Origin of the sequence: Shewanella benthica KT99, assembly GCF_000172075.1 — a bacterium.
GTDB classification, from domain to species: Bacteria; Pseudomonadota; Gammaproteobacteria; order Enterobacterales; family Shewanellaceae; genus Shewanella; species Shewanella benthica_A.
Window position 1 is genome coordinate 43,318 of the sequence record NZ_ABIC01000013.1, and the last position, 14,863, is coordinate 58,180.

Consider the following 14,863-nt stretch of genomic DNA (forward strand, 5'->3'; position numbering starts at 1 on the left):
AGAACAGTATTCACGCTTATATTTTGTTTTAAAGGAGTTCGTTAATGGCACACGATCATAGCGCAGCGGGACACTCTCATGGCTCGGGGAATCAAAGGGCAGTTGGTATCGCGGCGATTCTAACTGGCGGCTTTATGATTGCCGAAGTAGTGGGTGGCGTATTGTCGGGGTCGCTGGCCCTGATAGCCGATGCGGGTCATATGCTGACAGATTTCGTCGCCTTGAGCTTGGCCTGGTTTGCCTTTCATTTAGCCAAGCGTCCCGCGTCTTGGCAAACTACTTATGGCTTCGATCGTTTTTCGGTATTGGCAGCCTTGGTCAATGGCCTGTCTCTTTTTCTGATCGCCGCATGGATCTGTTTTGAAGCCTTTAAGCGACTTAACGAGCCGGTAGAAGTCCTCGGTGGGACTATGCTTTTGATTGCTGTCGCTGGTCTAATTGTTAATATTCTCGCTTTTTGGATCTTGACCCGAGGCGAGAAGGATAACCTGAATATCAAGGCGGCAATCTTACATGTTGCAGGAGACTTACTTGGATCTGTCGGCGCAATCATTGCCTCATTAGTCATTATCTATACTGGCTGGACGCCCATAGATCCTATTCTCTCAGTGTTTGTTGCGATCATCATTTTACGTTCAGCCTGGCACGTAGTGCGTGAGAGTGGACATATTCTGTTGGAAGGTGCGCCACGGGGATTCGACCGACGTAAGCTTATCGAAGACTTGGAAGCTGAACTCTCAGACGTGATTAAGGTTCACCACGTTCATGCCTGGTCTATCACTCAGGAGCGACCCATGATCACCCTCGAAGTTGATGTCAACGAAGATGCAGACATAGGCCAGATAAAAATGGCGGTAAAAAAATTACTGCAGCAGCGCTTCGCAATAGCGCACTCAACCGTTGAAATAAATCAGTACTGTCAGCAGCAGGAGTCTGATCTCAAGGACTAACACAGTAACCATGCTGAAGAATGTTTTATATGGGATCTTGGCATGATTGGCTATGTATTACCGGCCGTGATTTAGTGACTGCTATTAAGAGACTGTTATTAAGTAACTGTTATTAAGTAACTGTTATTCAGTGGCAGGGCTTAAGGAGAGGGACTGCACAAGATGAGTCGATACCTTAGTGGTTGATAATACTGAAAAGATGACATTCATTATGCCGGGACAAGCCGATGTTTTAGTAGGGCGTCAGGCATTTCGCTCAGCGTTGGATGGTCTTGGGGATATTCTCCCACCAGGTTTTGAAATCACTGGTTTGCGTCAAATAGAGGGGGAGAGTGAAGTCGTCTCCATTGTTGAGTGGAAGTCCAATAACGTGGCAAGCTCTCAGCTTGCGGTCTTATTCAAGTTCGATGGAAATAAAATTTTTGAGGAGCGATGGTTCGTCGACATTGAGCAATGGAAAGGGGCTTTTTGAGTTAGCTTCGAATGAGGTTCACTTGGTTAGTTCACTAACACGAAAATAGCCTAATAAACGCTATGAAGCGTCTAGCGCGTACTCAATAACTTGGTGATCTGCTACACTGCTTTTGGTTATTTTTTTAATTTAAGATCAATTTGTTATGCAGCGCCCACCACTACGTCAAGCCAAAACCATCGATAACGTTTTTAATAGTGCCTATTGGCACCTTGGCCAGCAAGATTTTACCATTAATGAAATTCGCACCAAGCTTGAGCGTAAAACAGAAAACCAAGAATGGATTGAGACAGTACTCGCCAAACTCATAGAAAACGGTTACTTAAAAAATGACTATGACTTTGCAGTACGCTTTTGCGAGCTGTCCTTTAGTCATGAACTCGGTGCAGGCGCGATAAAACGTAAGTTGCAACGGCGCGGCGTACCCGTTACCGAGATAGATACTGCGATAGAGCGAGTGACGGACGAGCAAAACGTCGATGCCTTTGCGATGGCTACATCTAGGCTGCTAAGCCGATTCGTTAACTTTTATGGCACCAACAGAGAAAAAGTCTATGCCCAGATGACCACAAGAGGTTTTTCTCGTGTAGAAATTGATCACGCATTATCACAACATCCACAACGTGAAACACTGCGCAGTAAATTAGCCGTAAAAGCAGACAAAGCCGACTTAACAACTGAAATAATCAAACTGTTCAACAAAGGCAAAGGCGAAACCCTCATCCTGCAGGAACTAAAACAGCGACTGATTGATGTGAGCGACTTTGAAGATACCCTGTATCAATTAACACTTACAGAAAATGTCGATTTTTATCAAAGCTGCAAAAATGAGCTGGCTAAAAAGCGCTATGACCTATCGGACTATAAAGAAAAGTCGAAAGCGTATGCGTATTTATCCCGTAAAGGGTTCGGCAGTGATGAAATAAAAGAGGCCATGAATCCGGATGATGACATCTAGGAAGAAATCACTGAGACACCAGATTGGTCACTTGAAATATTCTAAAAAGTGATAGATTCGTGATGTCACTACACCTCTAGGCACTAAAAATGATGGCAAATAAACTTAACATTGCCGCGTCTCACCTAACGCGATACGCTCTCTGATATGAATGACATATTACTAATAATTATCACTATCGCTGCAGGATTTTTAGGCTTCGGCGCGCTAATCCTTGGAGCTCTTGGTCTTTATTCCGTTGCCGAGCAAAAAGGTGTCCTAGGCATATCAATATATATCGCTTGCTGGTTGTTTCTAGGACCCTTAATAGCGACGGTATCGGTAATTGTGGGTCTATATCTATTGTTTCAACTCGTAAAAGGTTCTAGAGCAAGTGCCACCTAGCGCCAACTTAATGGAGTTAATGGTGCCAGCCAGAGTCAATGGTAGTTTGAAGGTCGCTCCTTAGTTTGTAACCTACCGCCTAGCAGGCGAGGCATGTGCACTCTTACTTTGACAAGGGTCTGCGAAACGGTGAATATGGCGTAGCCATGAGTTTATGAACGAGAAGCATGGATGCCGAACTGGCCTTTAGATAGGATATCACTCAAGCACATCCATGTCATCGAAGCTCGCAGCCGCATCTGCACTGGCTGTTCTACAAGAATGGGGTCTCTTCAATTTGAGCTTGATTGCTAGCATGCTGTAACTCATTTTGCCCAAAGCGCGTTAGTGACGAATGAAACTTGAGGTAGTTTTACCTTATTCGCTCCGACCCCTTTATCATACCCACTGCCAAATAAGAATTCAATGATTAACCTATTGCGGCCAGAAAGCTGATTTAGCACCAGAGATATCTCTGATGTGGACAAGACGGTAGGTAATTGGCGTTGTTTACTGGCATAGCGAAACCCTAAATCGCCAAGATCTTGCTTTAGATGTTTTTGATACAAATACACCAATGCATTAAGCGCTACTTTTTGAGTGTTGATAGCGACATTGCGATTGATAGCGAGAAAGGTTAAAAACTGTGCCACCTCATCAGTTCCCATAGTTTCTGGATGATGTTTGTGATGAAAATTGATAAATGCCTTCATCTAATACAGATAGGATTTTTCAGTTCTAATACTGTATCCCCGCATACGCATTTCATCTCGTACTCGATTAAGAAATGGACTGTTGTTTATCATAACAATACTCACTTAGCTGTATATATATGGCGCTGTTCTGATAGGTTGTTGCTCAACTTGATAGTGCCTCATTTAACCAATCCCTGATGGTTAACAGTGATTCATCAGCTAAAATACGCCACCACGCAAGATATTTTCCTAAGTATTGAGTTCCCACACCATAAAATCGATTGAGCCATCCTTTTAGTCGCGCAATGTAGTTGTTTGGCTATGTTCCATAATATTGTTGTCCCCCATACGCGGCTTTCAATATCTGCAGATTATCTAGTTTTGCGTTACTTTCCTTAAACCAAGCCAGATAATGTGACAAATACTTTGTGGCAACCCCCTTCATTTGCCCATTAACCCAACTCTTAAAGTGAGCGATTGCACCATTTACAGTCTGGATATGGTAAATCTTATCTATCACTCTTACTTTATTATTTATCAATCGCTTATGATCGCAGTTCTTTTGCTTTGCTATCGCTACATATGCCCAAGAGCCATCACTGCAAAGTACCGAATCTGCTGCAATGTTTTTAGACAAATTAGCCGCTATTTCTGCAGTCGTATCAGCAGATAAAATAGGGGTGATCATGTGTTTACTGCGATCTATGGATAATAGGATAGCGATCTGGCCTTCTTTAGTTCGTTTATCAATATCGCCGCCTCTCTCAGTGTTAACTTGAGCTGCATACAGCGAGTATAGTCAGCCCAAAGGTGGCATTTATGTAGCCTAGCTAACGGTGTCTTAGTCTTGTTATTGAAGGTCTTGTAACAGGTATTACATCGGTATCTTTGTATTGCTCCAGCCTTCCCCCATTTTTTGAACTGAGGAGAGTGGCAATGTGGGCACTGGGATAACGCATCGAAAAGTGGTTGAATGAGCTCATCGGTGGGGATTTTAGCGTTTAATGCCTGAATTGACTGGTGAACGACTTCTCTTTGAGCCGGTGTCATCGATAAAAATGTTTTTGTTATCTGGTTAAGCTTACTCACAAATAATTTTGTTTTCATTTTCTTTAACCTCAATCAATTACGCTCAATGATAAGGGTAGACAACATTTCGCTACAACAGCGCCTATCTTTTGTATCGATGTCTGTGGACTATGGTGTAAAGGCAAAGCCAGTAGTAATGCACTTCATCCATCTCCTTAGAAAGATCTTCGCGGCTGAAGCCGCTCCCACATTAAAATCTGGTCAATAAAGAAACAAAGAAGTCGTAGCGAATTAGGGCTTCCGAATAAACTAAGATACTTTTCTCATCGGAGTCACCCGCATTAGCGCAAGTAATCTAGCGCATTTCTGTTCAAAAGTGATTGACTAACCCATAAAACTAAAATGTGATCACCAAGGGATTTTGGTACTTAGTAAACTAACCAAGTACCAAACCCGCCCTATGAACCCAACCCAAAAAGCTATTTAAAACTTGCTAGCAGGCAAGTTCCCTCATGACTATCTTAGAGACACCCCACGATTGAGGGCTATCAGCTTATCTAGAATATGCTCTCCATCCATGCGGATGCCGTTGTGCTCATACTCAGACGTTAACCAATACTTGAGCTCGCCTACTTGCTTGGCGGTTTCCAGGCTGTAGTTCATTTCGACAAACATATCTTCGCTGTAGATGGCTGCTGCGACGGGCACCTGGTTGTTCGCTAGGGTGTCTAAGTCGTATAGCGGTGACCAATCAGACTTTTCCGCGAGTAAGTTGGCGGCATGTTTGAGCGGTTTAAGGTTAGTGAACTGCTCGAAAAACCAGGGGTAGACCATCTCACCGGTAAACAGGAAGGGCTTGCCTGCTTCATAGTTAAATTCATCATATTGGCCGCGAACGCGCTGAGCCGACCAATTTGAGGCGCTTTGCTGGCAGTAAATACTCTCGTGAAGCAAAGCAAAGATTGGATTAGTGTTGAAATCGAGTTGTTGGCAGAATTGTGCCAGAAACAGCGGGTTAACTTCTGTGCCTGACTCAGTTTCGATCAACGCCTGTTCAAGCAGGTAGTAAACCGATTCGGGACCTTGCTCCATGCCTATGTTAATGCCGAGTAGCTGTAGCATCTCTACGGTGAGTCGTTCACCCGTGGCGATACGGACCACATGGTTACTGATGTGCTCGGCTAGCTGAGTGATAAGTGTCTGGGCATCGCTGAAGCGCTTAAAGAAGTCTTGGTTTTTCGCTAACACTCGCTTGTAGGTGGCTTGGTATACTTCATCTGCGTGGCGGGTCAGTGATGGCATGCCGCCGGTGATATAAGCTTCCTTTAATCCTTGTGGTGCATCATTTAAGTATTTAAGTACACAAAAACCACCGAAACTTTGGCCTAAGATGCTCCATTTTTCATCTGGACAAAGTTGAGCCCGTATCGCTTCGGCATCACGGATGATATTATCGGCGCGAAAATGTGTCAGGTATTGGGCTTGCTCTTCTGCGTCCATATGATTCAGGCTCAGATAACTCACCGGGGTAGAGAGGCCAGTGCCACGTTGATCGAGTAATAAGACTCTGAACTCTTTCAGTGCGCGCTTAATCCAGCCTCCATTGGCGGCGGGGCGAATGGCCCCGAAACCTGGACCACCTTGAAAAAATACCAGGTATGGAAGCTGTTTGTCTTGGTTCTCAGGGGAAACTAGCTCACGAGCGAATACTTTGATCTGCTCGCCTTTGGGCTTGGCATAATCTAAAGGGAGTGAGAAGCTGTGCTTTATGGCTGTTAATCCTGCAAACGTTAAGTCAGATTTCATGGAGGCCTTGTACAATAGAGTTAGAAATTGATGCTCATTATATCTCTCACTGTAATGGTGAGCAGAACGTCATTATTGGCAAATTGTATACAAAATCAGTGCGGATACAAAGTTTAAAAGTCATTGTGATGATTAGGCTGGCTTCATATAAATTGATCTAGAACAATTTATATGCATGCCCGAGAGAGAAAAGAGTGAACTTGGCTTAACCTTAACTTAATATGTAAAGGTACTTGTAGAGAATGCCAATCTCTTGTATTAACGCCTCTTATTAAAGAGTCATGTAACATCCCCGAAATAGATAGTTAGCCTAGGCGGAAACCTATGAAGTACCAGATTATCCCAGTCACCCCATTTCAGCAAAATTGCAGCCTTATCTGGTGCGACAAAACCAAGGCCGCAGCCGTCGTTGATCCTGGCGGAGATATGGACCGAATCTTGGTTGAGGTGGACAAACTTGGAGTTAAGCTGGAAAAAGTACTCTTGACCCATGGTCATATCGATCACGTCGGTGCGGCTAAGAAACTATCTGAGCATGTTGGCATACCTATCATAGGTCCGCATAAGGCCGATAGTTTCTGGTTAGAGAATCTAGCAGAGCAGAGCAAGCATTTTGGATTTGTGCATTGTGAGCCATTCGCGCCGACGCAATATCTTGAAAGTGGTGATACCGTGACTTTAGGCTCTTTGACGTTAGAGGTGCTGCATTGTCCGGGGCACACTCCGGGCCACATCGTGTTTTTCTCGGCCAGTAGCTGTACTGCATGGGTGGGCGATGTGTTGTTTCATGGCTCAATTGGTCGCACCGACTTTCCTCAGTCAAATCATCAAGACTTGATCCATTCAATTACCAAAACCCTTTGGCCATTGGGCCGTAATGTGGAGTTTATTCCTGGTCATGGTCCCATCTCGACTTTCGGCACTGAGCGAGATCAAAATCCTTTCGTGGCAGATCAGCTGTTTGGCTAAGCTATTTTTTAAATGGCTTGCTTCCAATCTTGATAGCTTGATTGAGAGGCTTTTAGCAAAGGGTGACTCGCTCTAGTCACTAAAAATTCAGTTGCACTCGATTCAATGGCTCCTATAGTAAGGGGCCTTTTTTGTTTGTCCTTGGCTGATTCTTATGGCCGGTGTGTCTTTTAACTGAAATATTTTGCAATGTATTGGCTATTCACTCCATTAAACATCTCTGTTAGCTTAGATTTTCTGTATCGATAACAATAGAGACACATGGATATGTCCCATCATATCGAAGATATTCTCTCCCACTGGCAGTCTGAGCCAACCGATGACTGGGTGCTGGCCGTCATTACTCGAGTGCAAGGGTCTTCTTATCGAAAACCCGGTGCCATGATGCTTTTTCACCCCTAGGGTCGGGTGATTGGTATGCTCAGTGGTGGCTGCTTAGAAGGCGATTTGAGGCGTCATGCGCAGATGGCGATACAGGAAAGACAAGCCATGCTGGTGCAATATGATGCCAGCGATGAAACCGATGCTCGCTATCACTTAGGTTGCGGCGGCATCGTAGATCTCATGTTAGTGCCACTGAGCCGAGATAACCATTATCTGCATTTCCACCAGTTTGCCGAGCAATTACATAAAGGCGAGCCCTTCTTTTATCAATTGACTCTGCCCAGAAGAGATACCGATCTGGCTAATGTCAGCGCTAAAATTGTCGAGTATTGCGATGCCGCATTTTCTGTCAATGACTTTACGCGAGCTGGGATTTTACAAACCGATAGAAACGAGCTGGTAGTGCCCATGAGGCCCAGGTTTAGGATTGCCATATTTGGTGGTGGTTTAGATGCCCAGCCTATGGTGTCGATGGCGCTTACTCTCGGCTGGCAGGTAGATCTTATCGATGAAAGAGCCAGTTATGCCAGAAATTATGATTTTCCCGGCGCCAAAATTTTTAAGCATTCGATAGACGATTTACCTGCAAACTTCGCTGATAATTTAGATGGCATCATTATCATGCAGCACAACCTTGAGTTAGATGCCAAGGCATTAGTATTTGCCAGCCAGGCTTCAGACAAGATTAAGTATGTGGCGTTATTGGGGCCTGCTCATCGGCGAGATAAAGTATTAGAAAAAGCTGGCTTGGCCTTAGCTGATTTCAGCTGTCAGTTTGCCGCACCCGCAGGTATCGCCTTGGGAGGGGAGCTTCCCGAGTCTGTGGCCTTGAGCATCTTGTCTCAGTGTCATGGTGTATTTCATGAAGCAGAGCCGGTCTCTCTCGATAAGGTGATGCTATGAAGGCTCAGACTATGGCTCCTCCATTAAAATAGAGATGGAGAGTGCTTCTTTCGATATTGATACCCGAGATGACTTGAAAGATTGGCTAGCAGCTTGCTCATCGCGTACAGCACTGACAACACAAAATTCTAAATAATGATTATAATCAGAATAATTTGATCACCATTTTAATAAGAATAAGTTAATAACTCATTCAATAAGAAAGTATGCCTATCTGCCGATGTGATTGGCAAACAAGAAGTGTGTAATGTCTGATACCGTTCTGACACTGAAAATTAATGGCAAGCTGTTCCAGTTGGACGCCGATCCTAAGATGCCAGTCTTGTGGGCCGTGCGTGACATGCTGGGCTTGACAGGTACTAAATATGGTTGTGGTGCAGGCCTTTGCGGCGCTTGTACCATTCACGTTGACGGTAAGCCTGCTCGAGCTTGCTTAACCAGTTTGAGCCAGGTGCAAGGCAAAGAGCTGACTACCATAGAAGGCCTCGAGGCGGATAAGCTCAAGGAAGCCTGGACTGAGCATAAGGTACCCCAGTGTGGTTATTGTCAACCCGGGCAGTTGATGTCGGCGGCGGCGCTATTAAGTCAAAACAACAAGCCCAGCGACAGTGATATCGATGAAGCCATGGCGGGGAACATTTGTCGTTGTGGCACTTATACCCGCATTAAATTAGCCATTAAATCGGCTTCCGGGCAGATAAAGGCTCAGGAGGTGACGGCATGAGTTCATTCACAGCAACGCAGAATTTTAGCCGTCGTGATGTACTTAAGCTTTTCGGTGCCACTGGAGGCGGCCTGGCATTGGGCGCCAGCGGCCTAGGTTGGAGCCCTATGGTGATGGCTCAAAGTGCCGAGTCACGCCTCAATTTATTTATCGCTATCGGTGAAGATAACAAGGTGTATTTGACCTGTCACCGCTCTGAGATGGGCCAAGGGATCCGTACCGGCATCGCTCAGGTACTGGCGGATGAGCTAGGTGCCGATTGGGATAATGTGGTTGTGGTTCAGGGATTAGCCGATAAGCGTTACGGCAGTCAAAATACCGATGGTTCCCGCAGCATACGTAAGGGTTTCGATAAGATGCGCGAGATGGGAGCCATGGCCAGAACCATGCTCGAACAAGCTGCTGCAGATAAATAGCGGGTCGCGATAGCGGAAGTCTCGACGAGTAACAACCGAGTGAGTCATGCTAAATCGGGCAAGAGTGCCAGCTTTGGCGAGCTTGCCATGGCAGCATCGAAAGTGAAATTGCCAGATGTGGAAACCTTGAGCCTTAAATCTCCCAAAGAGTACACACATATAGGTGCGTCCCACGCTATTGTTGATATGCAGGACATGCTCACGGGTAAGGCACTATATGGTTATGACGTGCAGGTCGACGGCATGCTGTGTGCGAGCATCACCCGCCCGCCCGCCCGTGTTTGGCAGTGAAGTGGCTAAGTTTGATGATAGCGCAGCCAGAAAAGTGGCTGGGGTTGTAGACGTTATGCAGCTGTCGGCGACGAAAGGCGCGCCCATGTTTCATCCCTTAGGTGGCGTCGCGGTTATTGCCACCAATAGCTGGAGCGCTCTCGAGGGACGCAAAGTATTAAAAATTGAATGGACAGATTCGAGCAATGATAGCCATGACTCTCAAGCGTATCTAAATATGTTAAAAGAGCGGGTCAGTCAGCCCGGAAAGCTGATGCGCCAGCAAGGAAAAGAGGTCACAGACTGGCCTAAAGATAGCACCATCAGCGCCTTGTATACCGTGCCTTATCTTGCTCATGCACCGATGGAAGCACCATCGGCCACGGCCAGTGTCACCGCATCGGGCTGTGAAGTGTGGGCATCGACTCAGACGCCCCAAAGCGTACAGCAGAACGTGGCCGCAGCCTTAGGGCTTAAAGAGGAGCAAGTAAAGGTGAATGTCACCTTGATTGGCGGCGGTTTTGGGCGTAAGTCTAAGCCTGATTGCTGCGTCGAGGCGGCCTTGCTGTCTAAGAAAGCAGGCAAGCCTATCAAGGTATGCTGGAGCCGGGAAGATGAGATACAAAATGGCTATCTGCATGCGATCAGTGCTCAGCTTTATCAGGCAAAACTTGGCACCGATAATATGCCTTTGGCGATACTGCAGCGCTCCGGTTTTCCGAGTATAGGCTCAACCTTCTCTGAAGGTGTAGATTATCCCGCGGGCTGGGAGCTGGACTTAGGTTTTGTCGATGTGCCGTTAGTGGTCAAGAGTCTCAGATGTGAAGCCGTTAAGGCTGAGGCTCATACCCGCATCGGCTGGATGCGCTCAGTGTGTAACATTCAGCATGCCTTCGGCATCGGCAGCTTCGTCGATGAGTTGGCGGTGAAAGCCAAGAAGCCCAGCACTGTGATGTGGAAAGCGCTATTAGGTGATGTGCGTCAAGAGACCTTTGCCAATCAAGCATTCAAATACGGTAACTATGGCGAAGATCTTGCCCGTCACCCGGTGGACATTGCCAGATATCGCGGCGTCATCGATGCAGTAGAGCAGGCCATGGAAAAAGCAGGCACAGCGGGTCACAATCAAGGCTGGGGCTTTGCGGTTCACAGAAGTTTCACCGCCTTCGTGGCAACGGCTCTATTAGTCGAAGTCTCCGAGGATAAGCAGCTGAAAGTGCTCAAGGCGATATCAGCCATCGATGCCGGCACTGTGGTCAATCCTGACAGAGTTAAGTCTCAGACAGAAGGCGCGGTGATGTTTGGCTTGAGTCTGGCCATGATGGGGGAGATAGACTTTAAGGAAGGCAAGGTGGTGCAGTCAAACTTTCATGACTACCCCATGCTGAGAATGTCTCAATGTCCTGCAATCCAGACTATCATTATCGAATCTGATGCGCCGCCAGCGGGTGTGGGCGAACCTGGCGTTCCACCGGTCGCGCCTAGTCTGACTAACGCCATCTTCGCGGCCTCAGGAATGAGAATACGTGACTTACCCGTGAGCAAGCGGCTTAAAGTGTAAGCATGAACAGCTTTTCTTAATCTAGTTGCAAATATAAACAGTGTCAGCCGTGCAGGCTGACACTCTTTTTTGTCATTGCGTTTTATTAATGATGTAGCGACTAAATTTTAGTCTTATTACTACAAATTTAATTTTAGTCATGAGTAACAGCCTGCGGTAAAATTGCCCTAATGTGCACTTTATGGCTGATTAGTGCGATATGAGCCCAATTAAGCAGCAGTTAATACAAGATTTATGTCCTAGATCCTATTTTTATTTTACAAAAAGGTGTAATTTAACCAACAAATTGGTCAATCAAAAATATGAATTGGCTTTCTTCCTATGTAATGAGGGGTCAATACATGGAAAATCGTTGGCAAGTCGCCATTTCGGCGGGTCTACTTGCGGCTGTTTGGGGCGGTGTCGCCGATACATTCAGCTTAGTCACTTGGATAGGCTTTCTAGCCTGCAGCACCTATTTCGCTCAACCTAAAGTAGGTTTCCAAGGCGTACTCATGACTTGGGCTACTAACCTGTCGGGTGTGTTCTGGGCCTGGATTGTGATCAGCAGCAGTGGTTATTTTGAGTCGCCTTTTGTGGGGTATATACTCACTGGGATTGTCACATCGGCCATGTGTCTTCAAGCAAGCTATCATAAACTCGCCTTCATTCCCGGCGCCTTTATCGGTTGCTGTGTTACTTTCGCTCTGGCTGGTGATATTGCTAATATTCTGCCAGCATTAATACTGGGTGCACTGCTTGGCTACTCCATGGTGTTATTAACCGGACAACTCGTTAGCTTGACTCAGAGATGGCGCGCGTTCACGGGGTCGTCAACTGCAAATAAAGTCACCGCTCAAACGACCACTAACGATTAACCGCGTTAGATAGGGTTGCCGATGAGGTGAGAACCCTTGCTGGGCAAACTCAGCAGGCGACGGTGGAGATTCAGTCAATGATTGAAGGCTTGCAATCAGGTTCGACTAAATTGACTCGGGTGACGGAGGAGATAGTCGAGCAGGCCGATCAGGGCCGAGGCGCTATCGTCTCAGTGGGGGAAGATGTGGACTCTATGGCGGCATCGATTAATGATGTTTTCGATATGAGTTCACAAATTGCCGCTTCTGCCGAGGAGCAGAGTGTCTCTGCACGCGATATAGCAACGCAACTCAATGACATACGTGATCAGTCGGAAACGATAAAGCAAACGGCGCAGCGTTCGGTGTCATTGGCTGCTGAGCTGCGCAATTCATCTATCGAGTTAGAGGGGATTTTGCAGCAGTATCGCACCAGCTAATCTTTTATTGTTAAAAAAGGTGCTAGTTCCTAGAAGCTAGCACCCGGTTCTTCAAACATTAAAGCACTAAAGTGCTGCTGCAACCTCGGTGCCTTGCTTAATCGCCCGTTTCGCATCCAGCTCTGAGGCGATATCGGCGCCGCCAATCAGGGTGACGTTCACCTTGTGTGCCTCAAGCTTAGCCTGCAGCGCCCTATGTGAGTCTTGCCCGGCGCAGATGATGATGTTATCCACCTCGAGCAGTTGCTCTTCACCATCGATAGAGATATGCAGTCCCTCATGGTCAATCTTGTGGTACTGCACCCCTTTGAGCATCTTCACGCCCTTGTTTTTCAGCACGGTTCTGTGGATCCAGCCTGTACTCTTACCTAGGCCAGCGCCCACTTTCGATGTTTTGCGTTGCAGTAAAAAGATCTCTCGTGGCGAGGGCTCACATTGTGGCTCGATTAGACCGCCCGGTGTCGAGCCGCTAAGATCCACTCCCCACTCTTTCATATAGGCGTCTTTATCTAAGCTGGTGGACGGCCCTTGATGGGAGAGATATTCACCCACATCGAATCCGATGCCGCCGGCGCCTATGATGGCCACGCGCTTGCCTACCGGTTTTTTATCTCTTAGCACGTCTAAGTAGTTCAGTACCTTGTCGCTATTAATTCCTGGAATGTCCAGTTGGCGAGGGATGATCCCGGTTGCCAGTAACACCTCATTGAATCCAATCAAGTCCTCTTCACTGGCTCTGGTATTGAGTCTGACATTGACGCCGGTGAGCTCGAGTTGTTTTTTAAAGTACCTGATGGTTTCGCTGAACTCCTCTTTACCCGGTACTTGCATGGCGATATTGAACTGACCGCCAATTTTATCGTCGGCCTCGAACAGGGTAACCTTATGACCACGTCTGGCTGCGGTTGTTGCTGCGGCGAGACCCGCAGGCCCCGCGCCAACCACGGCGATCTCCTTACTGTGCTCGGTGGGTTTTATAATAAGCTCGGTCTCATGGCAGGCCTGAGGATTCACCAGACAAGACACCAGTTTCATCTGGAAGATATGATCTAAACAGGCCTGATTACAGCCGATACAGGTATTGATCTCATCGGATTTTCCCGCTTGAGCCTTGAGCATAAAGTCAGGGTCGGCAAGCATAGGCCGGGCCATGGAGACGATATCGGCATTTCCCTGGGCTAAGATCTCTTCGGCCACTTCCGGAGTATTGATGCGGTTGGTGGTACAAAGCGGAATGCTGACCTCTTGCTTCATGCGTTTGGTCAGCTCGACGAAGGCGCCTCTGGGCACGCTGGTGGCTATGGTGGGAACCCTAGCCTCATGCCAGCCAACACCCGTGTTGATAATCGTCGCGCCAACTTTCTCGATACCCTTAGCCAGCTCGACCACCTCTTGCCAGGTGCTGCCACCTTCGACTAAGTCGAGCATGGAGAGCCTGAAGATGATGATAAACGCGTCACCGACGGCTTCACGGGTTCTGCGAACTATCTCTAACGCCAGTCGGGTGCGATTTTCATAGCTGCCACCCCAACGATCGGTTCTGTGATTGGTGCGCTTACAGATGAATTGATTGATGAAGTAACCTTCAGAACCCATGATCTCGACGCCATCGTAACCCGCTTTCTGGGAGTTAAGTGCGCAGTTGACGAAGTCCTGGATCTGTTTCTCTATGCCGGCTTCATCTAGTTCTCTGGGAACAAATGGGTTGATGGGGGCCTGCAGCGGTGAGCAACTCACCAGCTTAGGCTGATAGGCGTAACGTCCGGTATGCAAGATTTGCAAACAGATCACGCCATCTTCTTTATGCACGGCTTGGGTGATTAACTTGTGTTTCTCGATATCTTCATCTGTGGCTATCATGGTGGCATTGGGCATGCCGCCGCCTTCGATATTGGGGGCGAAACCACCGGTGACTATCATACCAATGCCGCCAGCGGCCCGCGCGGCGTAATAGGCTGCCATGCGCTCGAACCCGTTGGGGGCTTCCTCTAAGTTAGTGTGCATCGAGCCCATCAAGCTACGATTCTTAATGGTACGAAAACCTAAATCTAGTGGTGCCATTAAATGTGGATAGGAGTTGTTCATCT

General features: G+C 47.1%; 8 protein-coding genes and 5 pseudogenes. 9 read left to right on the forward strand and 4 right to left on the reverse strand.

Features of this window, described 5'->3' with window-relative positions:
* The first annotated feature begins 44 nt into the window (after positions 1–44).
* The 3 genes from KT99_RS08250 (at position 45) to KT99_RS08260 (ending at position 2,380) form a co-directional block, all read left to right on the forward strand.
* Positions 45–950, forward strand: coding sequence for a cation diffusion facilitator family transporter (locus KT99_RS08250; protein ID WP_005498875.1), 906 nt, complete (start codon positions 45–47; stop codon positions 948–950).
* A gap of 199 nt (positions 951–1,149) precedes the next feature.
* Positions 1,150–1,422 (forward strand): nuclear transport factor 2 family protein, encoded by a 273-nt coding sequence (locus tag KT99_RS08255; protein WP_232504271.1) that lies wholly within the window; start codon positions 1,150–1,152, stop codon positions 1,420–1,422.
* A 145-nt stretch (positions 1,423–1,567) separates the two neighbouring features.
* A complete protein-coding gene (locus tag KT99_RS08260; protein ID WP_005498878.1) occupies positions 1,568–2,380 on the forward strand; it encodes a RecX family transcriptional regulator in 813 nt (270 codons plus the stop codon).
* A gap of 767 nt (positions 2,381–3,147) precedes the next feature.
* Here the strand turns inward: KT99_RS08260 and KT99_RS08265 are convergent.
* The 3 genes and pseudogenes from KT99_RS08265 to KT99_RS08280 all read right to left on the reverse strand — a co-directional run.
* Positions 3,148–3,549, reverse strand: a pseudogene (locus KT99_RS08265) (site-specific integrase); the annotation flags it as partial.
* Between the two features lie 208 nt (positions 3,550–3,757).
* A pseudogene (locus KT99_RS20680) lies at positions 3,758–4,545 on the reverse strand (IS1595 family transposase).
* Positions 4,546–4,983: 438 nt separating this feature from the next.
* Positions 4,984–6,273, reverse strand: a complete 1,290-nt coding sequence (locus tag KT99_RS08280) for an alpha/beta fold hydrolase (protein WP_005498883.1) — start codon at positions 6,271–6,273, stop codon at positions 4,984–4,986.
* Between the two features lie 324 nt (positions 6,274–6,597).
* Here KT99_RS08280 and KT99_RS08285 point away from each other — a divergent pair, with 324 nt between their 5' ends.
* From KT99_RS08285 to KT99_RS08310, 6 genes and pseudogenes are all read left to right on the forward strand, one after another.
* On the forward strand, positions 6,598–7,242 hold the full coding sequence (locus KT99_RS08285) for an MBL fold metallo-hydrolase (protein WP_005498885.1): 645 nt from the start codon (positions 6,598–6,600) through the stop codon (positions 7,240–7,242).
* A 267-nt stretch (positions 7,243–7,509) separates the two neighbouring features.
* A pseudogene (locus tag KT99_RS08290) lies at positions 7,510–8,529 on the forward strand (XdhC family protein).
* A 247-nt stretch (positions 8,530–8,776) separates the two neighbouring features.
* Positions 8,777–9,253, forward strand: coding sequence for a (2Fe-2S)-binding protein (locus KT99_RS08295; RefSeq protein ID WP_005498889.1), 477 nt, complete (start codon positions 8,777–8,779; stop codon positions 9,251–9,253).
* Positions 9,250–11,500, forward strand: a pseudogene (locus KT99_RS08300) (molybdopterin cofactor-binding domain-containing protein). The gene KT99_RS08295 and the pseudogene KT99_RS08300 overlap by 4 nt, the downstream one beginning before the upstream one ends.
* A gap of 341 nt (positions 11,501–11,841) precedes the next feature.
* Positions 11,842–12,357, forward strand: coding sequence for a DUF1097 domain-containing protein (locus KT99_RS08305; protein ID WP_005498897.1), 516 nt, complete (start codon positions 11,842–11,844; stop codon positions 12,355–12,357).
* Positions 12,358–12,371: 14 nt separating this feature from the next.
* A pseudogene (locus KT99_RS08310) lies at positions 12,372–12,776 on the forward strand (methyl-accepting chemotaxis protein); the annotation flags it as partial.
* A 66-nt stretch (positions 12,777–12,842) separates the two neighbouring features.
* Here the strand turns inward: KT99_RS08310 and KT99_RS08315 are convergent.
* Positions 12,843–14,861 (reverse strand): NADPH-dependent 2,4-dienoyl-CoA reductase, encoded by a 2,019-nt coding sequence (locus KT99_RS08315; protein ID WP_005498900.1) that lies wholly within the window; start codon positions 14,859–14,861, stop codon positions 12,843–12,845.
* Positions 14,862–14,863: the final 2 nt, after the last annotated feature.